The sequence below is a fragment of the Arthrobacter bambusae genome (assembly GCF_030812595.1).
Classification (GTDB): domain Bacteria; phylum Actinomycetota; class Actinomycetes; order Actinomycetales; family Micrococcaceae; genus Arthrobacter; species Arthrobacter bambusae_B.
This window is the reverse complement of record NZ_JAUSSZ010000006.1, coordinates 1-22,346: the sequence shown is the minus strand read 5'-3', so window position 1 is coordinate 22,346 and position 22,346 is coordinate 1. Positions and strand designations below refer to the sequence as shown.

The window sequence follows — 22,346 nt, the reverse complement described above, 5'->3', positions numbered from 1 at the left end:
GGAATCAAGATCCGACTCACTAGGTGTGCTTGCAAGAGCACCAAGGAGACTGAATAGTGACCACCCGTATTGGTATCAACGGCTTTGGCCGCATCGGCCGCAACTACTTCCGCGCAGCACTCGCCCAGGGTGCGGACCTCGAAATTGTTGCGGTCAACGACCTCACGAGTCCCGAGGCGCTTGCCCACCTCTTGAAGTACGACTCCGTCGGCGGTCGCCTGACCCAGTCGGTTGAAGTCAAGGAGGGCAACCTCATTGTCGACGGCAGCATCATCAAGGTCCTCGCAGAGCGCGATCCCGCGAACCTCCCTTGGGGCGAACTGGGCGTTGACATCGTCATCGAGTCCACGGGCTTCTTCACCAAGGCCGCCGCGGCACAGAAGCACATCGACGCCGGTGCCAAGAAGGTCCTGATCTCCGCTCCCGCCTCGGACGAAGACATCACCATCGTCATGGGCGTCAACCACGAGCTCTACGACCCCGCTGCCCACCACATCATTTCGAACGCTTCATGCACAACCAACTGCCTCGGCCCGCTGGCCAAGGTCGTCAACGACGCCTTCGGCATCGAGCGCGGCCTCATGACCACGGTGCACGCCTACACGGCAGACCAGAACCTGCAGGACGGCCCCCACAGCGACCTTCGCCGTGCCCGCGCCGCAGCGATCAACATGGTTCCCACCTCCACGGGTGCTGCCAAGGCGATCGGCCTCGTCCTTCCGGAACTCAAGGGCAAGCTCGACGGCTACGCCATCCGCGTCCCGGTGCCCACTGGTTCCGCCACCGACCTGACCGTCACGGTTTCCCGCGAAGTGACCGTTGAGGAAGTCAACGCCGCACTCAAGGCAGCTTCCGAGACCGAGCAGTTCAAGGGCATCCTCAGCTACACGGCGGACCCGATCGTCTCTTCGGACATCGTCGGTGATTCCTCTTCTTCGATCTTCGACTCCGGCCTCACCAAGGTCATCGGCAACCAAGTCAAGGTTGTTTCCTGGTATGACAACGAATGGGGCTACTCCAACCGCCTCGTTGACCTCACGGAGCTCGTCGCATCCAAGCTGGGCTAGGGTAGACACATGACATTTCACACCCTCAACGAACTGATCGCTGAAGGTGTCCGCGGGCGGTACATTCTTGTCAGAAGTGACCTGAATGTGCCGCTCGACGGCTCTACAGTGACCGATGACGGCCGCATCAAGGCCTCCCTCCCGGTCATCGAAAAGCTCTCGGACGCCGGTGCCCGCGTGCTCGTCACGGCCCACCTGGGACGCCCCAAGGGCGCTCCCGAGGCAAAGTACTCGCTCAAGCCCGCAGTAGCGCGGCTTGCGGAGCTCGCGCCATTCAAAGTCCAGCTCGCGGAAGACACCGTAGGGGAGTCCGCCAAGGAGCTGGCCAGGTCCTTGGGCGAAGGAGACGTCCTGGTCCTGGAGAACGTCCGCTTCGACGCCCGCGAGACCAGCAAGGACGACGCCGAGCGGGGCGCCTTCGCGGATGAGCTCGTAGCGCTGACCGGTGACAACGGTGCATACGTGGATGACGCCTTCGGCGCTGTCCACCGCAAGCACGCCAGCGTTTACGACGTGGCCACCAAACTTCCTTCCTACCAGGGGGACCTCGTGCGCACCGAGGTGGAGGTCCTGCGCAAACTCACCACGGATACCCAGCGCCCGTACGTCGTCGTTCTCGGCGGCTCCAAGGTCTCTGACAAGCTCGCTGTGATCGACAACCTCCTGGGCAAGGCCGACACCATCCTCGTCGGTGGCGGAATGCTCTTTACATTCCTTGCCGCGGTTGGCCACAAGGTCGCGGGCAGCTTGCTCGAAGCTGATCAAATCTCCGTCGTCCAGGACTACCTCAAGCGTGCCTCCGATGCCGGTACCGCCTTCGTCATTCCCACCGACGTGGTGGTGGCCAGCCGCTTCGCCGCCGACGCCGAACACGAAGTGGTCGCCGCGGACGCCATCGAAGACAGCTCATTTGGTGCCTCGGGCATTGGCCTGGACATCGGACCGGTATCGGCAGCGGCTTTTGCGGAGCAGATCAAGGCAGCCAAGACCGTGTTCTGGAACGGCCCGATGGGCGTCTTTGAATTCGAAGCCTTCTCCGGCGGTACCCGTGCCATTGCCCAGGCTTTGACCGAGACGCCGGCGTTCACCGTGGTGGGCGGCGGCGACTCCGCGGCAGCCGTTCGGACCCTCGGCTTTGAGGACTCCCAGTTCGGCCACATTTCCACCGGCGGCGGCGCCAGCCTGGAATACCTTGAAGGCAAGGACCTTCCTGGCCTGAGCGTTCTGGACCGCTAAGGCCACACGGCCGGCGGGACGCCCTGCCTGGAAGGCATGCGTCCCGCCGGCTTCCCTCTCTCAACGCATCTTTGGAGCACTCGTGACAACTTCTGCCAACGGAAACTTCGTCCGCAAGCCCTTCATTGCCGGCAACTGGAAGATGAACATGGACCACGTCCAAGGCATCACCCTGCTGCAGAAGCTGGCTTGGACGCTGTCTGACGCCAAGCACGACTACAGCCGGGTCGAGGTTTCGGTCTTCCCGCCGTTCACCGACCTGCGCGGTGTGCAGACCCTCGTTCAGGGTGACGAGTTGGAGGTCGTCTACGGCGGACAAGACCTTTCGCAGTTCGACTCCGGAGCGTACACCGGGGATATCTCCGGCCAGTTCCTCAACAAGCTCGGTTGCACCTATGTCCTGGTGGGACACAGCGAACGCCGCACCATCCACAACGAGGACGACCAGCTCCTCAACGCGAAGGTCAAGGCGGCTTTCCGGCACGAGCTCACGCCGGTGCTGTGCGTCGGAGAGGGCCTCGAGGTCCGCCAGGCCGGCAACCACGTGGAGCACACGCTGGCCCAGCTGCGCGCCGGCGTCGAAGGCCTTTCTGCGGACCAGGCAGGCGAACTGGTTGTCGCCTACGAGCCGGTCTGGGCCATCGGGACGGGCGAAGTGGCAGGTCCCGAAGACGCACAGGAGATGTGCGCCGCGATCCGTTCAGAGCTTGCATCCTTGTTCGACGAGGCTGTGGCAGCCAAGACCCGCCTCCTCTACGGCGGCTCGGTCAAGGCCAACAACGCGGCGGCGATCATGGCCGAAAACGACGTCGACGGACTGCTGGTGGGTGGCGCGAGCCTGGACCCCGCCGAGTTTGCTAACATTGTCAGGTTCGAGAGCCACCTCAGCGCGGCTTAGTCCGGTTTAGGTTCCGCTCCCGTTATCCGTTCTTCTGAAAGGCCGTCGTGGACGTTCTTCAAGTCATTCTGCAGATCCTGCTGGGCATCACCAGCCTTCTGCTGACACTGCTCATCCTCCTCCACAAGGGGCGTGGTGGCGGATTGTCCGATATGTTCGGCGGCGGAATGAGCTCAGGATTGAGTTCTTCAGGTGTCGCAGAGCGAAACCTCAACCGCTTCACCATCGTCTTGGGCTGCACTTGGGGCGTCGTGATCATCGGACTCGGCCTCATCATGCGCTTCACAGCCGGCGGAGACCACTAAAGTCCCGCCTTTGCGTTTCGGGCGGAGCCTGCCCGCCCGGAGTGCACATCGCCGCTGTCGGATCCTCGCGCTGGGCGGATCCGCTCACTAGAATGGGGTGCGTGGCCTTCAGCGCCATGCAGCCGAACTCTCAGGGGGATCGACGATGGTTCATGGTACTTCAGGATTCCGGGGCACACGGGCCGGCGTGACAGTCGGATCGGCCCCGGGAAACCAGACCGAATCTGCAGCCGGTGAAAGCTTGCCGCGTATTTGTGTTCCCTATTGGTGCGCCAAGGGACACGAAACGCGGCTTGTTTTCGTTAAGCTCCCGGAAGATCAAATCCCGATCCGATGGGACTGCCCGAAATGCGGCCTGGTTGCCGTCCGCGAACAGGGCGAGGCCACGATGGAACGTGCGGACGAAGAAGTCTTCAAGAGCCACCTGGACTACGTTAAAGAAAGACGCTCCAGCCAGGACGCGGAAGTGGTCCTGGCTGGAGCGCTCAAGCGGCTACGCGCCCGCGGGGTCCTTGCGGACGAGCTGCTGGGGGACACGTGAGGCTGCATTCTCGTCGATGAGCCACAGGGTCCTCGAACGGCCGCTGGGACCGGCGGCGGGAACCTGGACCGGGTTGGCCCCGGCAAGGGCGAGTCCCACTGCCCCGGCCTTGTCCTCGCCTGCCACAACCATCCAGATTTCCTCAGCGGAGTTGATGGCGGGCAAGGTCAGCGAAATCCTCGACGGCGGCGGCTTGGGGGAGTTCTCGACCCCCACGACCGTACGGTCCTTCACACGGATACCGGCCTGCTCGGGAAAGAGCGATGCAATGTGCGCATCCGGACCCACACCGAGCAGCAGGATGTCGAAACGAGGCAACTCGGCGGCCTCCTCGGGTCGCCTGTCCGAAGTGTCGGCGGCGTGCTCGGCAACGGCTGCGGCCTTAAGCCGGGCCGCGTAGTCCGCGGCCGCCTCCTCCGCGGTGGCGAACTCGTCCGAAGATCCCGGTTCATGAACGCGGGCCGGGTCCACCGGCAGGCTGGAAAGCAGTGCCTCGCGCGCTTGCACCGTGTTGCGGTCGGGGTTGTCTTTGCTAACGAAGCGCTCGTCACCCCACCAGAAGTTCACCCGGGACCAGTCCACGGCCGGGGCCGCGGGCGAGTCGGCAACCGCTTTCAGGGTGCCGATGCCTACGGTTCCGCCAGTGAGGACCACCGTAGCTTCGCCGTGCTTGTCCTGGACGTCCACCAGCTTCGTGATGAGCCTTGCTGCGATCGCGGCCATAAGGACGGCGGAGTCGGGATGGATGCTTACTCTGGGGTCAGCGCTCACTGGGACGGTCACTCCTTGCTATTGGTTCGGGGCAGTCCCATAGTAATCACTTCTCCGAAGACATCGTCCGGATCCAGGCGACGCAATTCTTCGGCAAGGCAATCCCGCAGGCTCCGGCGCGGCAGTGAAATCCGCTGGGCAGGCTGGCCCGGCTGGGTCAGTTCCGCAACGGTGAGGCCAGGACGGAACAGTTGGACGTCGCCGGTGGCGCGGCTCAGCAGTACCCTGCGGATGCCTGTCCCTGCCGGGTCGGCGACAATCTGCACGGGAGCGTCGAGGTCCAGCGCGAGCCATGCGGCCAATAACAGGGTGCTGGGCGAGTCCGAAGCACCCTCGACGACGATGGCCGTGACGGGTGATTCGTCTACCTGGTCCAGTGCTGCCGCGAGCTGCAGGCGCCACTTGGTCAGGCGTGTCCAGGCGAGGTCGGTGTCGCCGGCCCGGTAGGTTTCCCGGATCCGGGCGAGTGCCGCAGCAGGGTCGGCCTCGTTGGCGGAATCCGTGATACGGCGGTGCGCGATGCTTCCGATCGAGGTCTCGCAAGCGTTCTCGGGGGCTCCGTGCGGCCACCAGGCCACGATTGGCGCGTCGGGCAGGAGCAGTGCCGCAACGAGGGATTCGCTCTCCGTCGCGAGTTCACCGTAGCCGCGCAGAACGATGACCTCAGATGCTCCGGCGTCCCCGCCCACCCGGATCTGGGCGTCGAGGTGGGTCGGCGCCTCGCTGCCGGCGTCCGCGAGGACGATGATGCGGCAAGGGTGTTCCCGGCTGGCCTCATTGGCTGCCTCAATGGCTTCTTCCTCGAGGCCGGACTTGGTGACGACCACAAGGGTCAGAACCCGTCCGAGGGCGATCACGCCTCCCTGCTCACGCAGGGACGTGAGCTTCTTCGAGATTTTGGAGGTGGTGGTGTTGGGAAGATCTACGATCATGGCCTTCTCCAGGTTCGTCCGTCGCGGGCAAGCAGCTCGTCGGCCGAGGCTGGTCCCCAGCTGCCGGGAGCATAGGGTTCGGGCTGTTCGTCGAGTCCGGCCCAGTATTCTTCGAAGGGGTCCAATATCTTCCAGGACTCTTCGACTTCCTGGTGCCGGGGGAAGAGCGGAGGTTCGCCCAGCAGCACGTCCAGGATGAGCCGTTCGTAGGCCTCCGGGCTGGACTCGGTGAAGGAGTGTCCATAGCCGAAGTCCATGGTGACGTCGCGGACTTCCATCTGGGTGCCCGGAACCTTGGAACCGAAGCGGATGGTTGCGCCCTCGTCGGGTTGGACGCGGATGACCACGGCGTTCTGGCCGAAGTCGTCCTCGCCGTGGCCGCGGAAGAGCAGATTGGGCGCCCTTTTGAACACCACGGCGATTTCCGTGACCCGGCGGCCCAGCCGCTTTCCGGCCCGGAGGTAGAACGGCGCCCCGGCCCAACGCCGGGTGTTGATGTCCAGACGGATCGCCGCATATGTTTCGGTCTTGGAGTTGGGCGGAATGCCGTCTTCCTCAAGGTATCCCTGCACCAGCTCGCCTCCCTGCCAACCGCCGGTGAACTGGCCGCGGGCCGAGTGGGTGGACAAGTCCTCGGGGAGCCTGACCGCCGCGAGGACCTTTTCCTTCTCGGCACGCAGGTCGTCGGCGTTGAAGGAGATGGGCTCCTCCATGGCGGTCAGTGCCAGCAACTGCAGCAGGTGGTTCTGAATGACATCGCGTGCCGCGCCGACGCCGTCGTAATACCCGGCGCGGCCACCGGTGCCGATATCCTCTGCCATGGTGATCTGGACGTGGTCAACGTAGTTGGCGTTCCACAAAGGCTCGAACAGCTGGTTGGCGAAGCGCAGCGCCAGGATGTTCTGCACCGTCTCCTTGCCCAGGTAATGATCGATTCGGAAAACCGCGTCCTGCGGGAATACGGACTCCACGATGTCGTTGAGCTTGCGCGCGGACTCCAGGTCGTGGCCGAACGGCTTCTCGATGACCACCCGGCGCCACTGGCCCTCGCCGGCCTGAGCCAGTCCGTGCTTGGACAGCTGGCGGCAGACCTGCTCAAAGGCCTTGGGCGGAATGGACAGGTAGAAACCATGGTTTCCGCGGGTGCCGCGGTTCTCGTCGAGTTCGTCAAGCGTGGCGCCGAGGCGCTTGAATGCCTGGTCGTCATCGAACTCGCCCTGGACGAAGCGGATGCCTTCGGACAACTGCTTCCAGACCGTGTCGTCGAACGGGGTGCGGGAGTGTGCCTTGACGCTCTCCTTGACCTCGTCCGCGAAGTCCTCGTTGCTCCAGTCCCGCCGGCCGAAGCCGACGAGCGCGAAGCTCGGCGGCAACAGTCCGCGGTTGGCGAGGTCGTAGACCGCCGGCATGAGCTTCTTGCGGGCAAGGTCACCGGTGACTCCGAAGAACACCAATGACGAAGGCCCTGCGATGCGGTTCAGGCGACGGTCCCGAGGATCCCGGAGGGGATTGCGGTGGCCTGCCTTTGCCGTTGACCTGTATGCGATTTCAGTTTCTGGCATGTTTGCGTTTGTGCCTTAGCTTTCGAGCGCGCTGGCCTGGTCGGCCAATGCGGCGACGATTTCCTGGAGCTGGGCAACGCCGGCTCCTCGATCCGTGAGGTGCAGCCGCAGGACCGGACGGCCGTGGTCCTCCAGAACCTGGGCATCTCCGGCCGCCTGGGCGGCAATCAGCTGACCAAAAGTGAACGGCCGTTCCGGGATTGCGATGTCGCCGGTCGCGGCAGCCGTAACCTGCAGGAACGAACCGATGGCCGGTCCGCCCTTGTGGAATTGTCCCGTGGAGTGCAGGAAGCGCGGACCCCAGCCGAAAGTGACCGGACGGCCACTGATAGCGGCAAGTTCGTCGCGGATGCCTTCCAGCTGCGCGAAGGCGATCCGGTCGAAATAGGCTTGGACGCTCAGGTAGCCATCCGTGCCGAGTTCACCGAGGAGCGCCTGAACGGCGTCGGCGGCCGTTGCCGCGTCTCCCAGCCACGCGCCCCCGCGGACCTCGATCGCGCCGTCGACGAAGTTCGCCGGGGTCGGCTCGGGACGAGCGTCAAGGAGGCCGCGCGCGGCAACCTTGGCCGCTTCGACGTCGGGCTGGTCGAAGGGGTTGATGCCCAGGAGGCGCCCTGCGACGGCGGTGGCGAACTCCCAGACAAACATCTGGGTGGGGAGGCCACCGGCGATGGCCGCTTCGTTTTCGCCGAGCTCGACGTCGGCCTCGGCCCCGACGAGGCGGATCACCAGGACGTCTTGCGCACCGCTGCTGACTTCGGGTGCGGAAGGACCTGCAACTACCGGCAGGAGGCCCGTGCCGAGCTTGCCGGTGGACTCGGCAATGAGCTGTTCGGCCCAATCGGCGAAGCCGACGATGCCGGAACCGTCCTCGACGATGACGATCTTGTTGCGCAGCGGGCTCGTGCCGCCAAGTGCGGCGCCGAGCCGGAGCGCGATGTTTTCGGGTGAGTCTTCGTTGAGGATCTCCGCAGCTTCCTCGGCCTCATCCAGGAATGCCTGGATGTCGACTCCGGCGAGGCCGCTGGGGACCAACCCGAAAGCCGTCAGCGCCGAAAAACGGCCGCCGACGTTCGGGTCGGCGTTGAAGACGGCACGGTAGCCGGCTTCACGGGACGCCTTGTCCAACGGGGAACCGGGATCGGTCACGATGACAATGCGGCTCTTGGCATCGATGCCGGCCTCAGTGAAGGCCTGCTCGAATACCCGTCGCTGCGAGTCGGTCTCCACGGTGGACCCCGACTTGGACGAGACCACGATCGCGGTCTCGGCCAGGCGGTCCGCGAGGGCAGCACCGACCTGTTCGGGGTCGGTGCTGTCCAGCACGGTCAGCTCGACGCCAGCGGTACCGGCAATGACCTCGGGAGCGAGCGAAGAGCCGCCCATGCCACACAGCACAATGCGGGAGACACCTTCGGCGCGGAGAGCGTCCCGGAGTTCCAGGATCTCCCCGACCAAAGGCTGGGAAACCGTTGCCGCTTCCACCCATCCGAGACGGATCGCGGCCTCGGATTCGGCATCCGGACCCCACAAGGTGTGGTCCTTCGCGAAAATCCTGGTGGCAATACGGTCCTCGACAAGTGCCGGGATGTGCTGCTCAATGGCCTGCTGCGCAGCACCGCTGGCGTCGTAGCTGAGAGTGCTCATGTGGGTTAGGAAGCCTTCCGTGCAGAGGCGAGGGCACCTTCGACGTCGGCCAGAAGTTCCTTCCAGCTGGCGACGAACTTGTCCAAGCCTTCGGATTCGAGGATTGCGACGACGTCGTTGTAGGAGATACCGAGGCCCTCAAGAGCGTTGAGGACGCCGTTTGCTTCCTCGTAGGTGCCGGAGATGGTGTCGCCCGTGACCACGGCGTGGTCGAAGGTGGCGTCGAGGGTCTTTTCCGGCATGGTGTTGACGACGCCGGCGGCGACCAGTTCGGTCACGTAAAGCGTGTCAGGGTAGGACGGGTCCTTGACGCCCGTGGAAGCCCACAGCGGGCGCTGCGGGAGCGCGCCGGCCTCGGCCAGGACTGCCCAACGCTCGGTGGAGAAGAGCTCTTCGTAGACCTGGTAGGCCAAGCGGGCGTTGGCCACGCCGGCCTTGCCCTTGAGGGCCTTGGCTTCGTCGGTGCCGATCGCGTCCAGGCGCTTGTCGATCTCGGTGTCCACGCGGGAGACGAAGAACGAGGCGACCGAGTGGATCTTGGAGAGGTCGTGGCCGTTTTCCTTGGCCAGCTCAAGGCCGGACTGGAAGGCGTTGATGACGGCCCGGTAGCGCTCAAGGGAGAAGATCAGGGTCACGTTGACGCTGATGCCTTCGGCCAGGGTTGCCGTGATGGCGGCGAGGCCCTCAAGGGTTGCCGGGATCTTGATGTGGACGTTGTCCTTGTTGACCTTCTTGTACAGGTGCTTGGCCTCGGCGATGGTTCCTTCGGTGTCCCACGCCAGGCGGGGGTCAACCTCGATGGAGACGCGGCCGTCCACACCCTTGGTCGCTGCTGCGACCGGGGCGAAGAGGTCGCAGGCATCCGCGACGTCGGTGGTGGTGATCTCGAAGACCGTCTCTTCGACGGATGCGCCCTGGGCGGCCTTTTCGGCGATGACGGCGTCGTAGTCGCTGCCGGCGGTGATGGCGGCGTGGAAGATGGACGGGTTGGTGGTGACACCAACGACGTTCTTCTCTTCGATGAGCTTGCGCAGGCCCCCGCTGGAAAGGCGTTGGCGGGAAAGGTCGTCAAGCCAGATGGATACGCCGGCGTCGGAAAGCTGCTGAGTGGGAGTCGTAGTCATTTCTTTAATCTCCTTGGAAATCTATTGCTTGCAGTCGGATTCGTCTCAGGCGCGTTGTCAGCTACTGAGACCCGCGAGGGAGTCCTTTGCGGCGGCGGCGACTGCTTCTGCCGTGATGCCGAACTCCTTGAAGAGGCGCTTGTAGTCTGCCGAGGCGCCGAAGTGCTCGAGGCTGATGGAACGTCCTGCGTCGCCGACGAAGTCCTTCCAACCCAGCGCCAGGCCGGCTTCCACCGAGACGCGGGCCTTGACGGCGGCCGGGAGTACGGACTCGCGGTACGCGGAGTCCTGCTTGTTGAACCACTCGACGCACGGCATGGAGACAACGCGGGTGGCGATTCCTTCGGCCTGGAGCGCTTCGCGGGCGTTCACAGCGAGCTGCACCTCGGAACCGGTGCCGATCAGGATCACGTCGGCCGGAACCGTGGCGCCGTCCTTCGAAGCCTCTGCCAGGACGTAGCCGCCCTTTGCGACGCCTGCGGTGGAGCCGAAGGTATCGCCCTCGGCGACGCCCTCGCCGCGTGCATAGGTCGGGATGTTCTGGCGGGTCAGTACGATGCCGGCCGGGTTCTCGTGGTTTTCGAGCATGGTCTTCCATGCTGCGGAGACCTCGTTGGCGTCGCCGGGGCGGACAACGTCCAGGCCCGGGATGGCGCGCAGGGTGGACAGCTGTTCTACCGGCTGGTGGGTGGGGCCGTCTTCGCCCAGGCCGATGGAGTCGTGGGTCCAGACGTACAGCGACGGCACACCCATGAGGGCGCCGAGCCGGATCGCAGGACGCTGGTAGTCGCTGAAGATCAGGAAGGTGCCGGAAAACGCCCGGGTCCGGCCGTGCAGCGAGATGCCGTTCACGATCGACGCGGCGGCGTGCTCGCGGATACCGAAGTGCAGGACCCTGCCGTACGGGTTTCCCTTCCAGGCGCCTGTGGAGCGCGAGGCCGGAATGAACGACGGCGAGCCTTCGATGGTGGTGTTGTTGGACTCGGCGAGGTCGGCGGAGCCGCCCCACAGTTCCGGAAGGACCGGCCCGATCGCGTTCAGGACCTTGCCCGACGCTGCACGCGTGGAGACTTCCTTGCCTGCTTCGAACACCGGCAGCGCGGCGTCGAGCTCAACAGGAAGCTTCTTGGCCTCGATGCGCTCAAGCAGTGCCGCGCCCTCAGGGTTGGCGGTCTGCCACGCTTCGAAGGAGGCCTGCCATTCGCTGCGCTCGGCTGCGCCGCGTTCGACGACTGCACGGGCATGTGCAAGGACGTCCTCGTCAACCTGGAAGGAACGCTCGGGGTCAAAGCCCAGGACTTCCTTGAGGGCCGCGACTTCCTCGGTGCCGAGGGCGGAACCGTGGATCTTGCCGGTGTTCTGCTTCTTGGGGGCCGGGTAGCCGATGATAGTGCGCAGCGAGATGATCGACGGCTTGGAGGTCTCGGCCTTGGCGGCGAGCAGTGCGGCGTACAGTTCCTGGACGTCTTCGACATATTCGCCGGTCTTGGTCCAGTCGACCCGCTGGGTGTGCCAGCCGTAGGCCTCGTAGCGCTTCAGCACGTCTTCGGTGAATGCCACATCGGTGTCGTCTTCGATGGAGATGTGGTTCTCGTCGTAGATCACCACGAGGTTGCCCAGTTCCTGGTGCCCGGCCAGCGAAGATGCCTCGGAGGTGACGCCTTCCTGGAGGTCGCCGTCGGAGGCAATGACCCAAATGGTGTGGTCGAACGGGCTCTCGCCGGCGGGGGCATCGGCGTCGAACAGGCCGCGCTGGCGGCGCTGGGAGTAGGCGAAGCCTACCGAGGAGGCCAGGCCCTGGCCCAGCGGACCGGTGGTGATTTCGACGCCGGCAGTGTGCTTGTACTCCGGGTGGCCGGGGGTCAGCGATCCCCAGGTGCGCAGGGCCTCAAGGTCCTTCAGTTCCAGGCCGTAGCCGGAGAGGAACAACTGGATGTACAGGGTCAGCGAGGTGTGCCCGGGGGAAAGGATGAACCGGTCGCGGCCGATCCAGTCCGGGTGCTTCGGGTCGTGGCGCATCAGCTTCTGGAAGAGAAGGTATGCGGCCGGTGCAAGGCTCATGGCCGTGCCGGGGTGACCATTGCCGACCTTCTCGACGGCGTCAGCGGCCAAAACGCGGACGGTGTCCACGGCGCGCTGGTCCAGGCTTGTCCAAGTCAGTTCTTGCTCTTCCAAATGTGGCACGTAAACCGAGCCCCTCTCTGTGCTGACGGCTGGTGATGCGGACATGGCAAGCGCTGGGCACAGGATGGCGCCCGCTGCGAAGTTTTACCAGCCGTTCACCATTGAAACGTTGATCTATCATCCAGACATGCACGTCTGAGAATACGCTTTCTCGAAAACCTGCGTGAACTGATCTCCAGACAGCTTAGCCCGGTTCCCGGGGCGAAACGGTGGGAATCTCAAAAAATGGACGCAAATTCCGTTTTATGAATCACCGCGACGCCAAAGTGCCGGTGAACTTTCGGAAACAGGGGAAAGTTCCGGGTGCCGTGGCGTCGGACAGGCCACGGTATGATATCTGGAGGCCACCAGCGGCGAGTGCGCCATCGATTGAATGCATTGAGCCAAAGCGGATCGGATGCGCCGATCGAATGCACGTTCACCCGTGCCCGGATGCAGGGGTGCCAGGTTCGACAGGCGCCGCCGCTGCGAGAACACCAGAGCAAAGAACAGAGTGACTGCCAACGTGAGCACAACAGATACGCCCATCAATGCTTCCCCGGCTGTGGGGAAGCATGGAATGTCCCGTAAGTTCAAGGCGTACCTGGCTCTGACCAAACCCCGCGTGATCGAGCTGCTCCTCGTCAGCACCTTGCCCACCATGATCTTCGCTCAGCGGGGCTTTCCCTCGATCGGGCTGATCCTGGCCACGCTGGTTGGCGGCGCCTTCGCCGCCGGCAGCGCGGGGGTCTTCAACTGTTACATCGACCGCGACATCGACAAGTTGATGCACCGCACCGAAAAGCGGCCCCTCGTGACGGGCGAAGTCACCCCACGCGAAGCCCTCGTCTTTGCGTGGATCCTTGGTGCTGCCTCCATCGCCATCCTGTGGTTCGGGGCCAACCCGCTTTCGGCGTGGCTCGGGCTCGGTGCGATTGTTTTCTACGTTGTCATCTACACGATGATCCTCAAGCGCCGCACGGCACAGAACATCGTCTGGGGCGGCGCGGCCGGCTGCTTCCCGGTGCTGATCGCCTGGGCGGCGGTGACAAACACTGTCGAGTGGCCCGCCGTCGTACTCTTCATGGTCATCTTCCTGTGGACTCCTCCGCATTACTGGCCGCTGTCCATGCGGTACGGCGAGGACTACCGCAACGCCAACGTCCCCATGCTGGGCGCCATCGCCGGCGCCAAGGTGGTTTCCGTCCAGGTGGTCCTGTACGCCTGGGCCATGGTTGCGTGTTCGCTGCTTTTGGTGCCGGTGGGCCGCGCGGGCTGGGTGTACACCATTGCCGCCGTCCTTGCGGGCGGCTGGTTCCTGTACGAGTCCCACGCCCTCTACAACCGGGCGCAGGGCGGCGACGTCTCGAACAAGGGAGCCATGAAGGTCTTCCACGGCTCCATCAGCTACCTGACGCTTCTCTTCATTGCCCTCGCGGTGGACCCGTTCATCGGTTCCCCGATCGTCGGCGGCTGACGTACGGGCTCATCGGCAAACGCCCGGTCACTTATAGGGGCTCATCCGCAAACGCCCGCGCAGCTTTAGCGGGAAAACGAAAGACCCTCCTTCACGTCCCATGATGTGGAGGAGGGTCTTTTTCGTGGTGCTGCACGATCAAACCAGACCTTACGCTTCAGGCTCCGGTGATCCGGTACCGCCTTACGGGCGGAACAGATCGGTGCCATCCCTGTTAACGATGCCGAGGTGGGCCCTGTTGAATTCGTCAAGGACAAGACCATGGGGTTCGGGGCAGACCGGGGCTGCGAATGCGTCGGCTACCGGGCCCACGACCCTGGCGGAACCGAACATCCCAACCTGACCGTGAACCGTGGACCAAGGTAGTCCTCCACCCCGCCGAAGCCTGATGTGCGGTTATTCCCACACCTGCTGAGGTACGACGGCGGCAGTCGTCGAAGGAGGAACGCCTAGAGCTTCGGGCTGAACCGGGCCACATCCGCCGCGTTCGTGGCGGCACTCATGAGCAGGGCGGCACCCAACATGTGCGCGCCCACCAGGAGGGCAGGGATGCCGTTGTAGTACTGGGTAAAGCCGATGACCGCCTGCAGGACCGTTACGGCAAGCAGCAGGAGGGTCGCTGAGCGGAACAGTCCGGTGATTCCCTTGCGGAGGACGAAGTAGACGGCGAAGACGGCCCCCGCGGTGATGAGGTACGCCGGAACTGCGTGGATGTGCGAAAAGAGGTCCCAGTCGAGATCATTCCGCGGAGCGTTAGCGTCCCCGGCATGCGGTCCGGCGCCGGTGACGACGACGCCGAGGCAAACGGCGATTGCCGAAAAGAACGCCACGGCGGTCATGACGGGACTCATTGCGCCAGGAATCGCTGCCAACGGCCGCTTCATGAAGCGGCCGGTCCGGCCGTATGCGCGGTTTACCAGCAGCGTGGAGAAGACAACCAGGGCCATGGAAACCAGGAAATGCAGTCCGACAACCCAGGGGTTCAGATTGGACAGCACAGTGATTCCGCCAATGATGGCCTGTGCGGGAATGCTGGCCAGCAGGCCCACAGCCAGGAGGAAGAGGTCGCGACGATCGTTGCGGAGGTTCCACAAGTACACCAGCATCAGGACGGCGACGGCGGCCAAGGCGAACGTCAGTGTGCGGTTGCCGAATTCGATGAAGCCGTGGATACCCATCTCCGGCGTATTCACCAGGGAACCGCTGGTACAGCGCGGCCATGTCGGGCAGCCCAGCCCCGAGGATGTCAGCCGGACCGCGCCGCCGGTGACAACGAGGACCACCTGGCCGATCAGTGACAACATCGCCAGCCTGCGGATGGTGCTGTTGACTTCCGTAGGGAGCTTGGCGGTCAACTGCTGGATGGACTTCGGGAGGCGGGAAGCCGTGCTCACAGTTTTCTCAATTCTCGGTACTCAATTTCACGCTGACGGTTCGGTTCCACGGCGGGGACGCTCAGTTCCATTTGAACCATCGGACGGCGGCCGCGCCAGGGACGATGGTCCACAGCAACAGCACAAGCACGTATTGCGGAGAGACGCTGCCGTGGAGGAAAGCGTCCCTGAGTGACTGTCCCAGGGCGCCCGAGGGCAGGAAGTGCACGATGCTTTGCGCCAATTCCGGCAAGCGCTCGGCAGGGACCACGATTCCGCCGAGGGCGCCCAGCAGGATCCAGAGGAGGTTCGTAATGGCGAGGGTTGCCTCCGGCCGCACGGTGCCGGCGACCAGCAGCCCGAGCGCAGTGAAGGCTGCAGCACCGAGAACCAGAAGTCCCAGGCCGGGAAGCCACCCTTCGGGACGCGGATGCCAGCCGAGCAACGCGGCGACGGCGCCGATGACCAGGACCTGAAGGACCAAGACGGCCAGGACGGCAATGATCTTGCCTGCAATGAGGCCAGTCCGGCCCAGGGGAGTGGTCGAGAGGAAGCGGAGCACCCCGTAGCGGCGGTCGAAGCCGGTGGCGATGCCTTGGCCGGTGAACGCCGTGGACATGGCACACAGCGCGAGGACGCCCGGGGTCGCGATGTCCACCCGACTGGCGCCCAAGCCATCGAGCAAAGGTGTGACGGTGAGCCCCACCAAGGCCAGCAAAGGCATGATCACCGCGAGGATCAGCTGTTCGCCGTTCCGGACCATGGTCAAAGTTTCATAGCGGCCCTGCAGCAGGATCCTTCGCACCAAGGGTGCCGGTCCGGCATGGGGTGCGGTGAGCGCGGGGGTTGTACTGGTCATCGGATATCCCTTCCGGAAATGTCCAGGAAAACATCTTCCAAGCTGCGCGCCTCCAAGCGGAGGGAGGCCGGCATGATGCCCTTCTCTGCCCACCAGGCCGTCAGCTTGGCCAGATGCTGCGGTGTCAGGGTGCCCGCGATGGAGTAGCTCCCCGCCCGGCTCTCGGTGATGGTCAGTCCGTCGCCGATGGCCGCGGCAATGTCCAGGCCTGCCGGGGCATCAAAGAACAGGGTGCGTTCAGCCACCCCGTCCACTGCATCGTGACCGTGGCTCAACAGTTCGGCGACGGTGCCTTCTGCGACATTGTGACCAGCGTCGATGATGTAGACATAGTCCGCAAGCCTTTGGGCATCATCCATGAGGTGCGTGGTGAGGATGATGCCCATGCCGGCATCCCGCAGCTCGGCGATGAGTTCAAAGACGATTTGGCGGGACTGTGGATCTAGCCCTGCGCTGGGCTCGTCCAGGAACAGGACTTCGGGGTTGCCGATCAGGGCTGCGGCAAGAGAGAGCCGTTGCTTCTGGCCACCGGACAAGCGCCGGACGCCGGTGCGGCTGAAGGTGTCGATGCCTAAACGCTCTACCAGCCCGTCCAAGGGAAGCGGGTTCCGGTACATGCCCGCAATGTGCCGCAACAACGGGATGGGACGGGCCGACGGCGGGAGGCCGCCGTCCTGGAGCATCACGCCGACCCGTGAACGAAGGCTCGCGCCGGCCGTGTCCGGGTCCTCGCCGAGGAGGCCGATACGGCCGCCGGTACGCTTTTGGAGGCCTTGCGCGCATTCGAGCGTCGTTGTCTTGCCAGCGCCGTTGGCGCCGAGCAAGGCGGTGATCTGGCCGCGTTCTGCGAACATGGACAGGCCGCTGACTACCCGGAGCATCTTGCCGTCAAGGGAGGCCAGCGGGCCAACGTCCTTGATGAGTCCATCGATGGTGAGGACAGGGGATTCGGGGGATCGCACCAAAGTATTCTACGTGAAGTAGTAGGGGTGCGGCGGGCAGGGTGCTGGCAGGCCAGCCTTGCCTTACTGGATGCCCGGACTAAATTACGACATGATTGTGTTGTGTATTCCATGAGGAGTTCTGTTTCCATGCCTGCAAGGTCCAGCGCGGTCTTGCCTGTGCCCGGTGGCACAGCCGTCGGCGTGGCTGATGCGGAAGACCGCACTCGGAACCGTGTTCTCAACGCGGTATTGGAGCACGGACCCGTCAGTGCGGCTGAGCTTGGCGACATGCTGGGTTTCACCCCCGCAGCTGTCCGACGGCATCTTGATCACCTTCAGCGCGCCGGAGTCATAGAGGTAAAGCGCGTCGCGAAAGCGGGTGCCGGCGCAGGCCGGCCGGCCCGTCGCTACGTCCTGAGCTCCCAAGGGCAGTCGAAGCTCGGGGATGACTACCTGAACATCGCCAGTTCCGCGTTGCGGCGGCTGAGGGACGTCGCAGGCGAAGAAGCTGTCAGGGACTACGCGGCGGAGCGCTTCGCTGAGATGGAACAGCGCTACGCGCCCGAAATCGACCAAGCGGGATCCGACATCGCGGCTCGCGCTGTGGCACTTTCCAGGGCCCTGAGCAGGGATGGATACGTCGCCTCGGCTGCGTCGATAGAGACCAAGGCGCCCTTGCCCGCTTCCCTCTCGAGCGTCCAGCTGTGCCAAGGGCATTGCCCCATCCAGCAGCTCGCCGCGGAATTTCCCGTTTTTTGCGACACTGAGACCGAACTGTTTTCCCGTTTGGTCGGCGTCGACGTCCGCAGGCTCTCCACCCTCGCGCAGGGCGGACATGTCTGCACCACCCACATTCCTACCGGCAGGCCATCCACCAAGGAGGCCCTTGGGCTTCCGAAGGTGCCGGTCGCGCCCCATGTCGAATCCAACAATCAGTAAGAAAGGCCGTGATGACGGGTCAATTAGCTGAAGGAACAGCAGAGAAAGCGCTAGCTGACGGTGCTGTGATCTCGGAGATTCTGGAGAAGAATCCCGAGCTGCACGGTATCGGCAACTACGAGTACGGATGGGCTGACAAGAACGACGTCGGCGCCAACGCACGCCGTGGTCTCAACGAAGAGGTAGTCCGCGACATTTCGGCCAAGAAAAATGAGCCGGAATGGATGCTCGACCTGCGCCTGAAGGGCCTGAAGTACTTCGATCGCAAGCCCATGCCCACCTGGGGTGCAGACCTCTCCGGCATCGACTTCGACAACATCAAGTACTTCGTGCGCTCCACCGAGAAGCAGGCTGCCACGTGGGAAGACCTGCCCGAGGACATCCGCAACACCTACGAGAAACTGGGCATCCCGGAAGCCGAGCGCAGCCGCCTTGTTTCAGGCGTCGCAGCGCAATACGAGTCCGAGGTCGTGTACCACCAGATCCGCGAGGACCTGGAGAAGCAGGGCGTTATCTTCCTCGACACCGACACCGCGCTCCGCGAACACCCGGAGATCTTCCAGGAGTACTTCGGCACCATCATTCCGGTGGGCGACAACAAGTTCGCCTCGCTGAACACTGCTGTATGGTCCGGCGGTTCGTTCGTGTACGTCCCGAAGGGCGTCCACGTGGACATTCCGCTGCAGGCATACTTCCGTATCAACACGGAAAACATGGGCCAGTTCGAGCGCACCCTGATCATCGCGGACGAGGACTCCTACGTCCACTACATCGAGGGCTGCACCGCTCCGATCTACACTTCGGACTCGCTGCACTCGGCCGTAGTGGAAATCGTCGTGAAGAAGGGCGCCCGCGTCCGCTACACGACCATCCAGAACTGGTCCACCAACGTGTACAACCTGGTCACGAAGCGCGCCGTCTGCGAAGAGGGCGGCACCATGGAGTGGATCGATGGCAATATCGGCTCCAAGGTGACCATGAAGTACCCGGCTGTCTACCTCGTTGGCGAGCACGCCAAGGGTGAGACCCTGTCCATCGCTTTTGCCGGCGAAGGCCAGCACCAGGACACCGGTTCCAAGATGGTGCACATCGCTCCGAACACGAAGAGCTCGATCATCTCGAAGTCCGTGGCGCGCGGCGGCGGACGTGCGGCCTATCGTGGCTTGGTCCAGGTCCGCGAGGGCGCCAAGCACTCGGCCAACACCGTGCGCTGCGATGCGTTGCTCGTGGACACGATTTCCCGTTCCGACACCTATCCGTACATCGACATCCGCGAGGACGACGTCGTGATGGGTCACGAGGCCACCGTATCCCGGGTCAGCGAAGAGCAGCTCTTCTATCTGATGTCCCGCGGTATGCCCGAGGACGAGGCCATGGCCATGATCGTGCGCGGCTTCATTGAGCCGATCGCGCGTGAACTGCCCATGGAATACGCCCTTGAACTGAACCGCCTGATTGAACTGCAGATGGAAGGATCCGTCGGTTAGCAATGACTGAAATCACTACTGAAAAGGCGCGCATCGGCGCGCCCTCGGCACAGCCATTTATCGACGGCTTCACTGAGGAGGGCGAGAACCTCTCGCCGCTTAATTCCGGAACCGCAACGTCGACGGCCCCGGAAAAGGCGCCGTCGGCCGGCCCCCTTGCCGGGGCCTCAGCCAAGAGCCACTCGCACGGCGGCGGTGTCGGCATCCCCGACAGCTCGCGCGCAGGTCGCCTGACCTCGTACAAGCTCGCTGACTTCAAGCCCTTGACGGGACTCGAGGAAGACTGGCGCTTCACCCCGCTCAAGCGGCTTCGCGGCCTGCACACCGAGGTCCTCTCCGGTACGGCGCCGTCCGTGGACGTCACCGCTCCCGCCGGCGTCGTCGTCGAAACCGTTGGACGGGATGACCGCCGCATCGGCTCGGCGGCCATTCCGGAGGACCGGGTGTCCGCCAATGCCTGGGAGAACTTCACCGAGGCCACCGTCATCACGGTGGCCGCCGAACTTCAGCTCGACGGGGAAGTGTCCGTCCTGCTGACAGGCACCTCCACGGAAGCCTCCGCCCAGCACATCGTGATCGTGGCAGAGCGCTTCTCCAAGTCGCGGATCGTCCTTGACCACCAGGGCAGCGCGATTGTTTCGGAGAATGTCGAAATCCTCGTCGAGGACGGTGCCGAGCTGACGGTCATCTCGCTCCAGGAATGGAACGACGACGCCGTCCACGCGTCGTCGCAGCAGGCCAAGCTGGGCCGTGACGCCAAGTTCAAGCACATCGTGGTCAGCCTCGGCGGCGACGTCGTGCGCATGACTCCGTCCACGCGCTTCACTGCGCCGGGCGCGGAAGCCGAGATGTTCGGCTTGTACTTCGCCGACGCCGGCCAGCACCTTGAGCAGCGCTTGTTCGTTGACCACGCCGTGGCCAACTGCAAGTCCAACGTCTTGTACAAGGGTGCCCTGCAAGGCCGCAACGCGCACACCGTGTGGGTTGGCGACGTCCTGATCCGCAAGGAAGCCGAAGGCACCGATACCTACGAGGCCAACCGCAACCTGGTCCTCACGGACGGTGCACGCGCCGACTCGGTTCCGAACCTGGAAATCGAGACCGGCCTGATCGAGGGTGCCGGCCACGCCAGCGCCACCGGCCGCTTCGACGATGAGCACCTGTTCTACCTCATGGCACGTGGCATCCCGGAAGACGTAGCCCGCCGTTTGGTGGTCCGCGGCTTCCTCAACGAGATCATCCAGCAGATCAAGGTACCGGCGCTCGAAGAGCGCCTCACCGAAGCTGTTGAGCGTGAGCTCGCCGCGAGCGACAACTAATACAAGCCAAGCAGGGAAAGCAGACTATGAGCGATCAGCCACAAGGCGAACTGGTATGCAACGCCAACGAGATCCAGGTCAAGCAGGCGCTGCGCATCCTGATCGATGACTACCCGGTAGCCATCGTCAAGGACTCGATGGGACAGATTCATGCCATCGGCGACACCTGCTCGCATGCGGACATCTCGCTCGCCGAGGGCGAAGTTGAAGGCTGCGCGATCGAATGCTGGGGCCACGGTTCCCAGTTCGATCTGCGCACCGGACAGCCTTTGCAGCTCCCTGCCTATGACCCCGTCCCCGTCTTCGCCGTCACCATCGACGGCGACGACGTCTACGTGGACGTGACCAACGTTGTGAACGGTGCCTCAGTACAGAACTACTGAGCGCCAAGTGCCTAAAGACTTACGAAAGAAAGAAGAGCATGTCTACTCTTGAGATCAAGGACCTGCACGTCAGCATCGAGACGGAGCAGGGCACCAAGGAGATCCTGAAGGGCGTCAGCCTGACCATCAAGACCGGCGAGACCCACGCAATCATGGGCCCCAACGGTTCGGGAAAGTCCACCTTGGCGTCCACCATTGCCGGCCACCCGCGCTACAACGTCACGAGGGGCACCATCACCCTCGACGGCGAAGACGTGCTGGCCATGAGCGTTGACCAGCGCGCCCGTGCAGGCGTCTTCCTGGCCATGCAGTACCCCGTAGAGGTTCCGGGCGTCACCATGACCAACTTCTTGCGCACGGCCAAAACGGCAATCGACGGCGAAGCACCTGCCCTGCGTACCTGGACCAAGGACGTCAAGGCTGCCATGCAGCAGTTGCGCATCGATGCCGACTTCGCACAGCGCAACGTCAACGAGGGCTTCTCGGGTGGCGAGAAGAAGCGCGTGGAGATCCTCCAGCTCGAACTCTTCAAGCCGAAGTTCGCCGTGCTTGACGAGACCGACTCCGGCCTGGACGTCGACGCGCTCAAGGTCGTCTCCGAAGGCGTCAACCGCGCCCACGCCACGGGAAACATGGGTACCTTGCTCATCACCCACTACACCCGCATCCTGCGCTACATCAAGCCGGACTTCGTCCACGTGTTTGTTGATGGCCAGGTTGTCGAAGAGGGCGGCCCTGAATTGGCCGACCGCCTCGAAGAAGAAGGCTACGACCGTTACGCCAAGGGCGCCGGGGCAGCCACCATCGCTGCTGCCGCAGCAGCACAGGCCTAGTTAGGACTCCCGCCATGACCGAAATCAACGCGGCTCGCACCAGCCTCGAGGACGTCGAGGAGGCGCTCAAGGATGTCATCGACCCCGAACTCGGAGTCAACGTGGTGGACCTTGGCCTGCTCTACGGCCTGAAGTACTCCGAGGATGACGGCGCTCTGCTCATCGACATGACGTTGACGACGGCGGCCTGTCCGCTGACCGACGTCCTTGAGGAGCAGGTCGGCCAGTCCCTCGACGGCATTGTGGACGACTGGCGCCTCAACTGGGTATGGATGCCGCCATGGGGTCCCGAGCGGATCACGGACGACGGCAAAGACCAGATGCGGGCTCTCGGCTTCAACATCTAAGTCAAAACCGCACGGCCTTAAGTACGACGACGGCCGGTCACCTTCCACGGCTGGTTCTAGCGGTCGTTGCAACACCCAGAATTTTTTGGGAGTTGCAACGACCGTGTCGTCTTTAAAGAAGGAGCCGGTAAACCAACGG

General features: G+C 63.8%; 22 protein-coding genes. 13 read left to right on the top strand and 9 right to left on the bottom strand.

Going from position 1 to position 22,346, the window contains the following annotated elements:
• Nucleotides 1-56: 56 nt before the first annotated feature.
• The 5 genes from gap to J2S96_RS09675 all read left to right on the top strand — a co-directional run bounded on the left by gap (nucleotide 57) and on the right by J2S96_RS09675 (nucleotide 4,047).
• On the top strand, nucleotides 57-1,067 hold the full coding sequence (gene gap, locus J2S96_RS09695) for a type I glyceraldehyde-3-phosphate dehydrogenase (RefSeq protein WP_306862381.1): 1,011 nt from the start codon (nucleotides 57-59) through the stop codon (nucleotides 1,065-1,067).
• Nucleotides 1,068-1,076: 9 nt separating this feature from the next.
• A complete protein-coding gene (locus tag J2S96_RS09690; protein ID WP_306862378.1) occupies nucleotides 1,077-2,303 on the top strand; it encodes a phosphoglycerate kinase in 1,227 nt (408 codons plus the stop codon).
• Nucleotides 2,304-2,385: 82 nt separating this feature from the next.
• Nucleotides 2,386-3,201 carry a triose-phosphate isomerase gene (gene tpiA / locus J2S96_RS09685; protein ID WP_306862374.1) on the top strand — a complete coding sequence of 272 codons (816 nt, stop codon included), beginning with the start codon at nucleotides 2,386-2,388 and terminating at the stop codon, nucleotides 3,199-3,201.
• Between the two features lie 47 nt (nucleotides 3,202-3,248).
• Nucleotides 3,249-3,506, top strand: a complete 258-nt coding sequence (gene secG / locus J2S96_RS09680) for a preprotein translocase subunit SecG (protein ID WP_306862370.1) — start codon at nucleotides 3,249-3,251, stop codon at nucleotides 3,504-3,506.
• A 187-nt stretch (nucleotides 3,507-3,693) separates the two neighbouring features.
• A complete protein-coding gene (locus J2S96_RS09675) occupies nucleotides 3,694-4,047 on the top strand; it encodes an RNA polymerase-binding protein RbpA (RefSeq protein ID WP_370873064.1) in 354 nt (117 codons plus the stop codon).
• Here the strand turns inward: J2S96_RS09675 and pgl are convergent.
• The 6 genes from pgl to tkt are packed head-to-tail and all read right to left on the bottom strand — an operon-like array spanning nucleotide 4,000 to nucleotide 12,312.
• A complete protein-coding gene (gene pgl / locus J2S96_RS09670; protein ID WP_306862366.1) occupies nucleotides 4,000-4,818 on the bottom strand; it encodes a 6-phosphogluconolactonase in 819 nt (272 codons plus the stop codon). The two genes, J2S96_RS09675 and pgl, sit on opposite strands and share 48 nt — an antisense overlap.
• 8 nt (nucleotides 4,819-4,826) lie before the next feature.
• On the bottom strand, nucleotides 4,827-5,750 hold the full coding sequence (locus J2S96_RS09665; protein WP_306862363.1) for a glucose-6-phosphate dehydrogenase assembly protein OpcA: 924 nt from the start codon (nucleotides 5,748-5,750) through the stop codon (nucleotides 4,827-4,829).
• A complete protein-coding gene (zwf, locus tag J2S96_RS09660; protein ID WP_306862360.1) occupies nucleotides 5,747-7,312 on the bottom strand; it encodes a glucose-6-phosphate dehydrogenase in 1,566 nt (521 codons plus the stop codon). Before zwf ends, J2S96_RS09665 begins: the two co-directional genes overlap by 4 nt.
• Nucleotides 7,313-7,327: 15 nt before the next feature.
• On the bottom strand, nucleotides 7,328-8,959 hold the full coding sequence (locus tag J2S96_RS09655) for a glucose-6-phosphate isomerase (protein ID WP_306862356.1): 1,632 nt from the start codon (nucleotides 8,957-8,959) through the stop codon (nucleotides 7,328-7,330).
• 5 nt (nucleotides 8,960-8,964) lie between these two features.
• A complete protein-coding gene (tal, locus tag J2S96_RS09650; RefSeq protein ID WP_306862354.1) occupies nucleotides 8,965-10,083 on the bottom strand; it encodes a transaldolase in 1,119 nt (372 codons plus the stop codon).
• 57 nt (nucleotides 10,084-10,140) lie between these two features.
• The gene (tkt, locus tag J2S96_RS09645; protein ID WP_306862351.1) at nucleotides 10,141-12,312 is read right to left on the bottom strand and encodes a transketolase; all 2,172 of its coding nucleotides are present in this window, start codon (nucleotides 12,310-12,312) and stop codon (nucleotides 10,141-10,143) included.
• 448 nt (nucleotides 12,313-12,760) lie between these two features.
• On the opposite strand from tkt, the gene J2S96_RS09640 reads away from it, so the two are divergent.
• Complete coding sequence (locus tag J2S96_RS09640; RefSeq protein ID WP_306862349.1) at nucleotides 12,761-13,723, top strand: heme o synthase; 963 nt, start codon at nucleotides 12,761-12,763, stop codon at nucleotides 13,721-13,723.
• Between the two features lie 228 nt (nucleotides 13,724-13,951).
• The gene (locus tag J2S96_RS09635) at nucleotides 13,952-14,089 is read left to right on the top strand and encodes a hypothetical protein (protein WP_306862346.1); all 138 of its coding nucleotides are present in this window, start codon (nucleotides 13,952-13,954) and stop codon (nucleotides 14,087-14,089) included.
• Between the two features lie 83 nt (nucleotides 14,090-14,172).
• Here J2S96_RS09635 and J2S96_RS09630 read toward each other — a convergent pair whose 3' ends face one another.
• The 3 genes from J2S96_RS09630 to J2S96_RS09620 form a co-directional block, all read right to left on the bottom strand.
• Entirely contained in the window at nucleotides 14,173-15,117 is a 945-nt protein-coding gene (locus J2S96_RS09630; protein ID WP_306862343.1) for a COX15/CtaA family protein, read from the bottom strand.
• Between the two features lie 61 nt (nucleotides 15,118-15,178).
• Nucleotides 15,179-15,955, bottom strand: coding sequence for an ABC transporter permease (locus tag J2S96_RS09625; RefSeq protein WP_306862340.1), 777 nt, complete (start codon nucleotides 15,953-15,955; stop codon nucleotides 15,179-15,181).
• Entirely contained in the window at nucleotides 15,952-16,917 is a 966-nt protein-coding gene (locus tag J2S96_RS09620) for an ABC transporter ATP-binding protein (protein ID WP_306862337.1), read from the bottom strand. Before J2S96_RS09620 ends, J2S96_RS09625 begins: the two co-directional genes overlap by 4 nt.
• 129 nt (nucleotides 16,918-17,046) lie before the next feature.
• Here J2S96_RS09620 and J2S96_RS09615 point away from each other — a divergent pair, with 129 nt between their 5' ends.
• From J2S96_RS09615 to J2S96_RS09590, 6 genes are read left to right on the top strand one after another with little or no spacing between them, the layout of a single operon-like run.
• Complete coding sequence (locus tag J2S96_RS09615) at nucleotides 17,047-17,838, top strand: helix-turn-helix transcriptional regulator (protein ID WP_306862334.1); 792 nt, start codon at nucleotides 17,047-17,049, stop codon at nucleotides 17,836-17,838.
• Nucleotides 17,839-17,849: 11 nt separating this feature from the next.
• Nucleotides 17,850-19,325, top strand: coding sequence for a Fe-S cluster assembly protein SufB (sufB, locus tag J2S96_RS09610; RefSeq protein WP_306862332.1), 1,476 nt, complete (start codon nucleotides 17,850-17,852; stop codon nucleotides 19,323-19,325).
• 2 nt (nucleotides 19,326-19,327) lie between these two features.
• Nucleotides 19,328-20,644: a Fe-S cluster assembly protein SufD gene (gene sufD, locus J2S96_RS09605; RefSeq protein WP_306862330.1), complete on the top strand. Its 1,317-nt coding sequence runs from the start codon at nucleotides 19,328-19,330 to the stop codon at nucleotides 20,642-20,644.
• Nucleotides 20,645-20,670: 26 nt separating this feature from the next.
• Nucleotides 20,671-21,027, top strand: coding sequence for a non-heme iron oxygenase ferredoxin subunit (locus J2S96_RS09600; RefSeq protein WP_306862327.1), 357 nt, complete (start codon nucleotides 20,671-20,673; stop codon nucleotides 21,025-21,027).
• Between the two features lie 38 nt (nucleotides 21,028-21,065).
• Complete coding sequence (gene sufC / locus J2S96_RS09595) at nucleotides 21,066-21,860, top strand: Fe-S cluster assembly ATPase SufC (RefSeq protein ID WP_306862324.1); 795 nt, start codon at nucleotides 21,066-21,068, stop codon at nucleotides 21,858-21,860.
• Between the two features lie 14 nt (nucleotides 21,861-21,874).
• Complete coding sequence (locus tag J2S96_RS09590) at nucleotides 21,875-22,207, top strand: metal-sulfur cluster assembly factor (RefSeq protein WP_234749426.1); 333 nt, start codon at nucleotides 21,875-21,877, stop codon at nucleotides 22,205-22,207.
• Nucleotides 22,208-22,346: the final 139 nt, after the last annotated feature.

Excerpts from the sequence above, each read along its gene's own strand:
- J2S96_RS09690 (WP_306862378.1), top strand. The coding sequence starts at position 1,077 with ATGACATTTCACACCCTCAACGAACTGATCGCTGAAGGTGTCCGCGGG.
- J2S96_RS09665 (WP_306862363.1), bottom strand. The coding sequence starts at position 5,750 with ATGATCGTAGATCTTCCCAACACCACCACCTCCAAAATCTCGAAGAAG.
- zwf (WP_306862360.1), bottom strand. The coding sequence starts at position 7,312 with ATGCCAGAAACTGAAATCGCATACAGGTCAACGGCAAAGGCAGGCCAC.
- J2S96_RS09655 (WP_306862356.1), bottom strand. The coding sequence starts at position 8,959 with ATGAGCACTCTCAGCTACGACGCCAGCGGTGCTGCGCAGCAGGCCATT.
- tal (WP_306862354.1), bottom strand. The coding sequence starts at position 10,083 with ATGACTACGACTCCCACTCAGCAGCTTTCCGACGCCGGCGTATCCATC.
- tkt (WP_306862351.1), bottom strand. The coding sequence starts at position 12,312 with ATGTCCGCATCACCAGCCGTCAGCACAGAGAGGGGCTCGGTTTACGTG.
- J2S96_RS09625 (WP_306862340.1), bottom strand. The coding sequence starts at position 15,955 with ATGACCAGTACAACCCCCGCGCTCACCGCACCCCATGCCGGACCGGCA.
- J2S96_RS09615 (WP_306862334.1), top strand. The coding sequence starts at position 17,047 with ATGCCTGCAAGGTCCAGCGCGGTCTTGCCTGTGCCCGGTGGCACAGCC.
- sufB (WP_306862332.1), top strand. The coding sequence starts at position 17,850 with ATGACGGGTCAATTAGCTGAAGGAACAGCAGAGAAAGCGCTAGCTGAC.
- sufD (WP_306862330.1), top strand. The coding sequence starts at position 19,328 with ATGACTGAAATCACTACTGAAAAGGCGCGCATCGGCGCGCCCTCGGCA.
- J2S96_RS09600 (WP_306862327.1), top strand. The coding sequence starts at position 20,671 with ATGAGCGATCAGCCACAAGGCGAACTGGTATGCAACGCCAACGAGATC.
- sufC (WP_306862324.1), top strand. The coding sequence starts at position 21,066 with ATGTCTACTCTTGAGATCAAGGACCTGCACGTCAGCATCGAGACGGAG.
- J2S96_RS09590 (WP_234749426.1), top strand. The coding sequence starts at position 21,875 with ATGACCGAAATCAACGCGGCTCGCACCAGCCTCGAGGACGTCGAGGAG.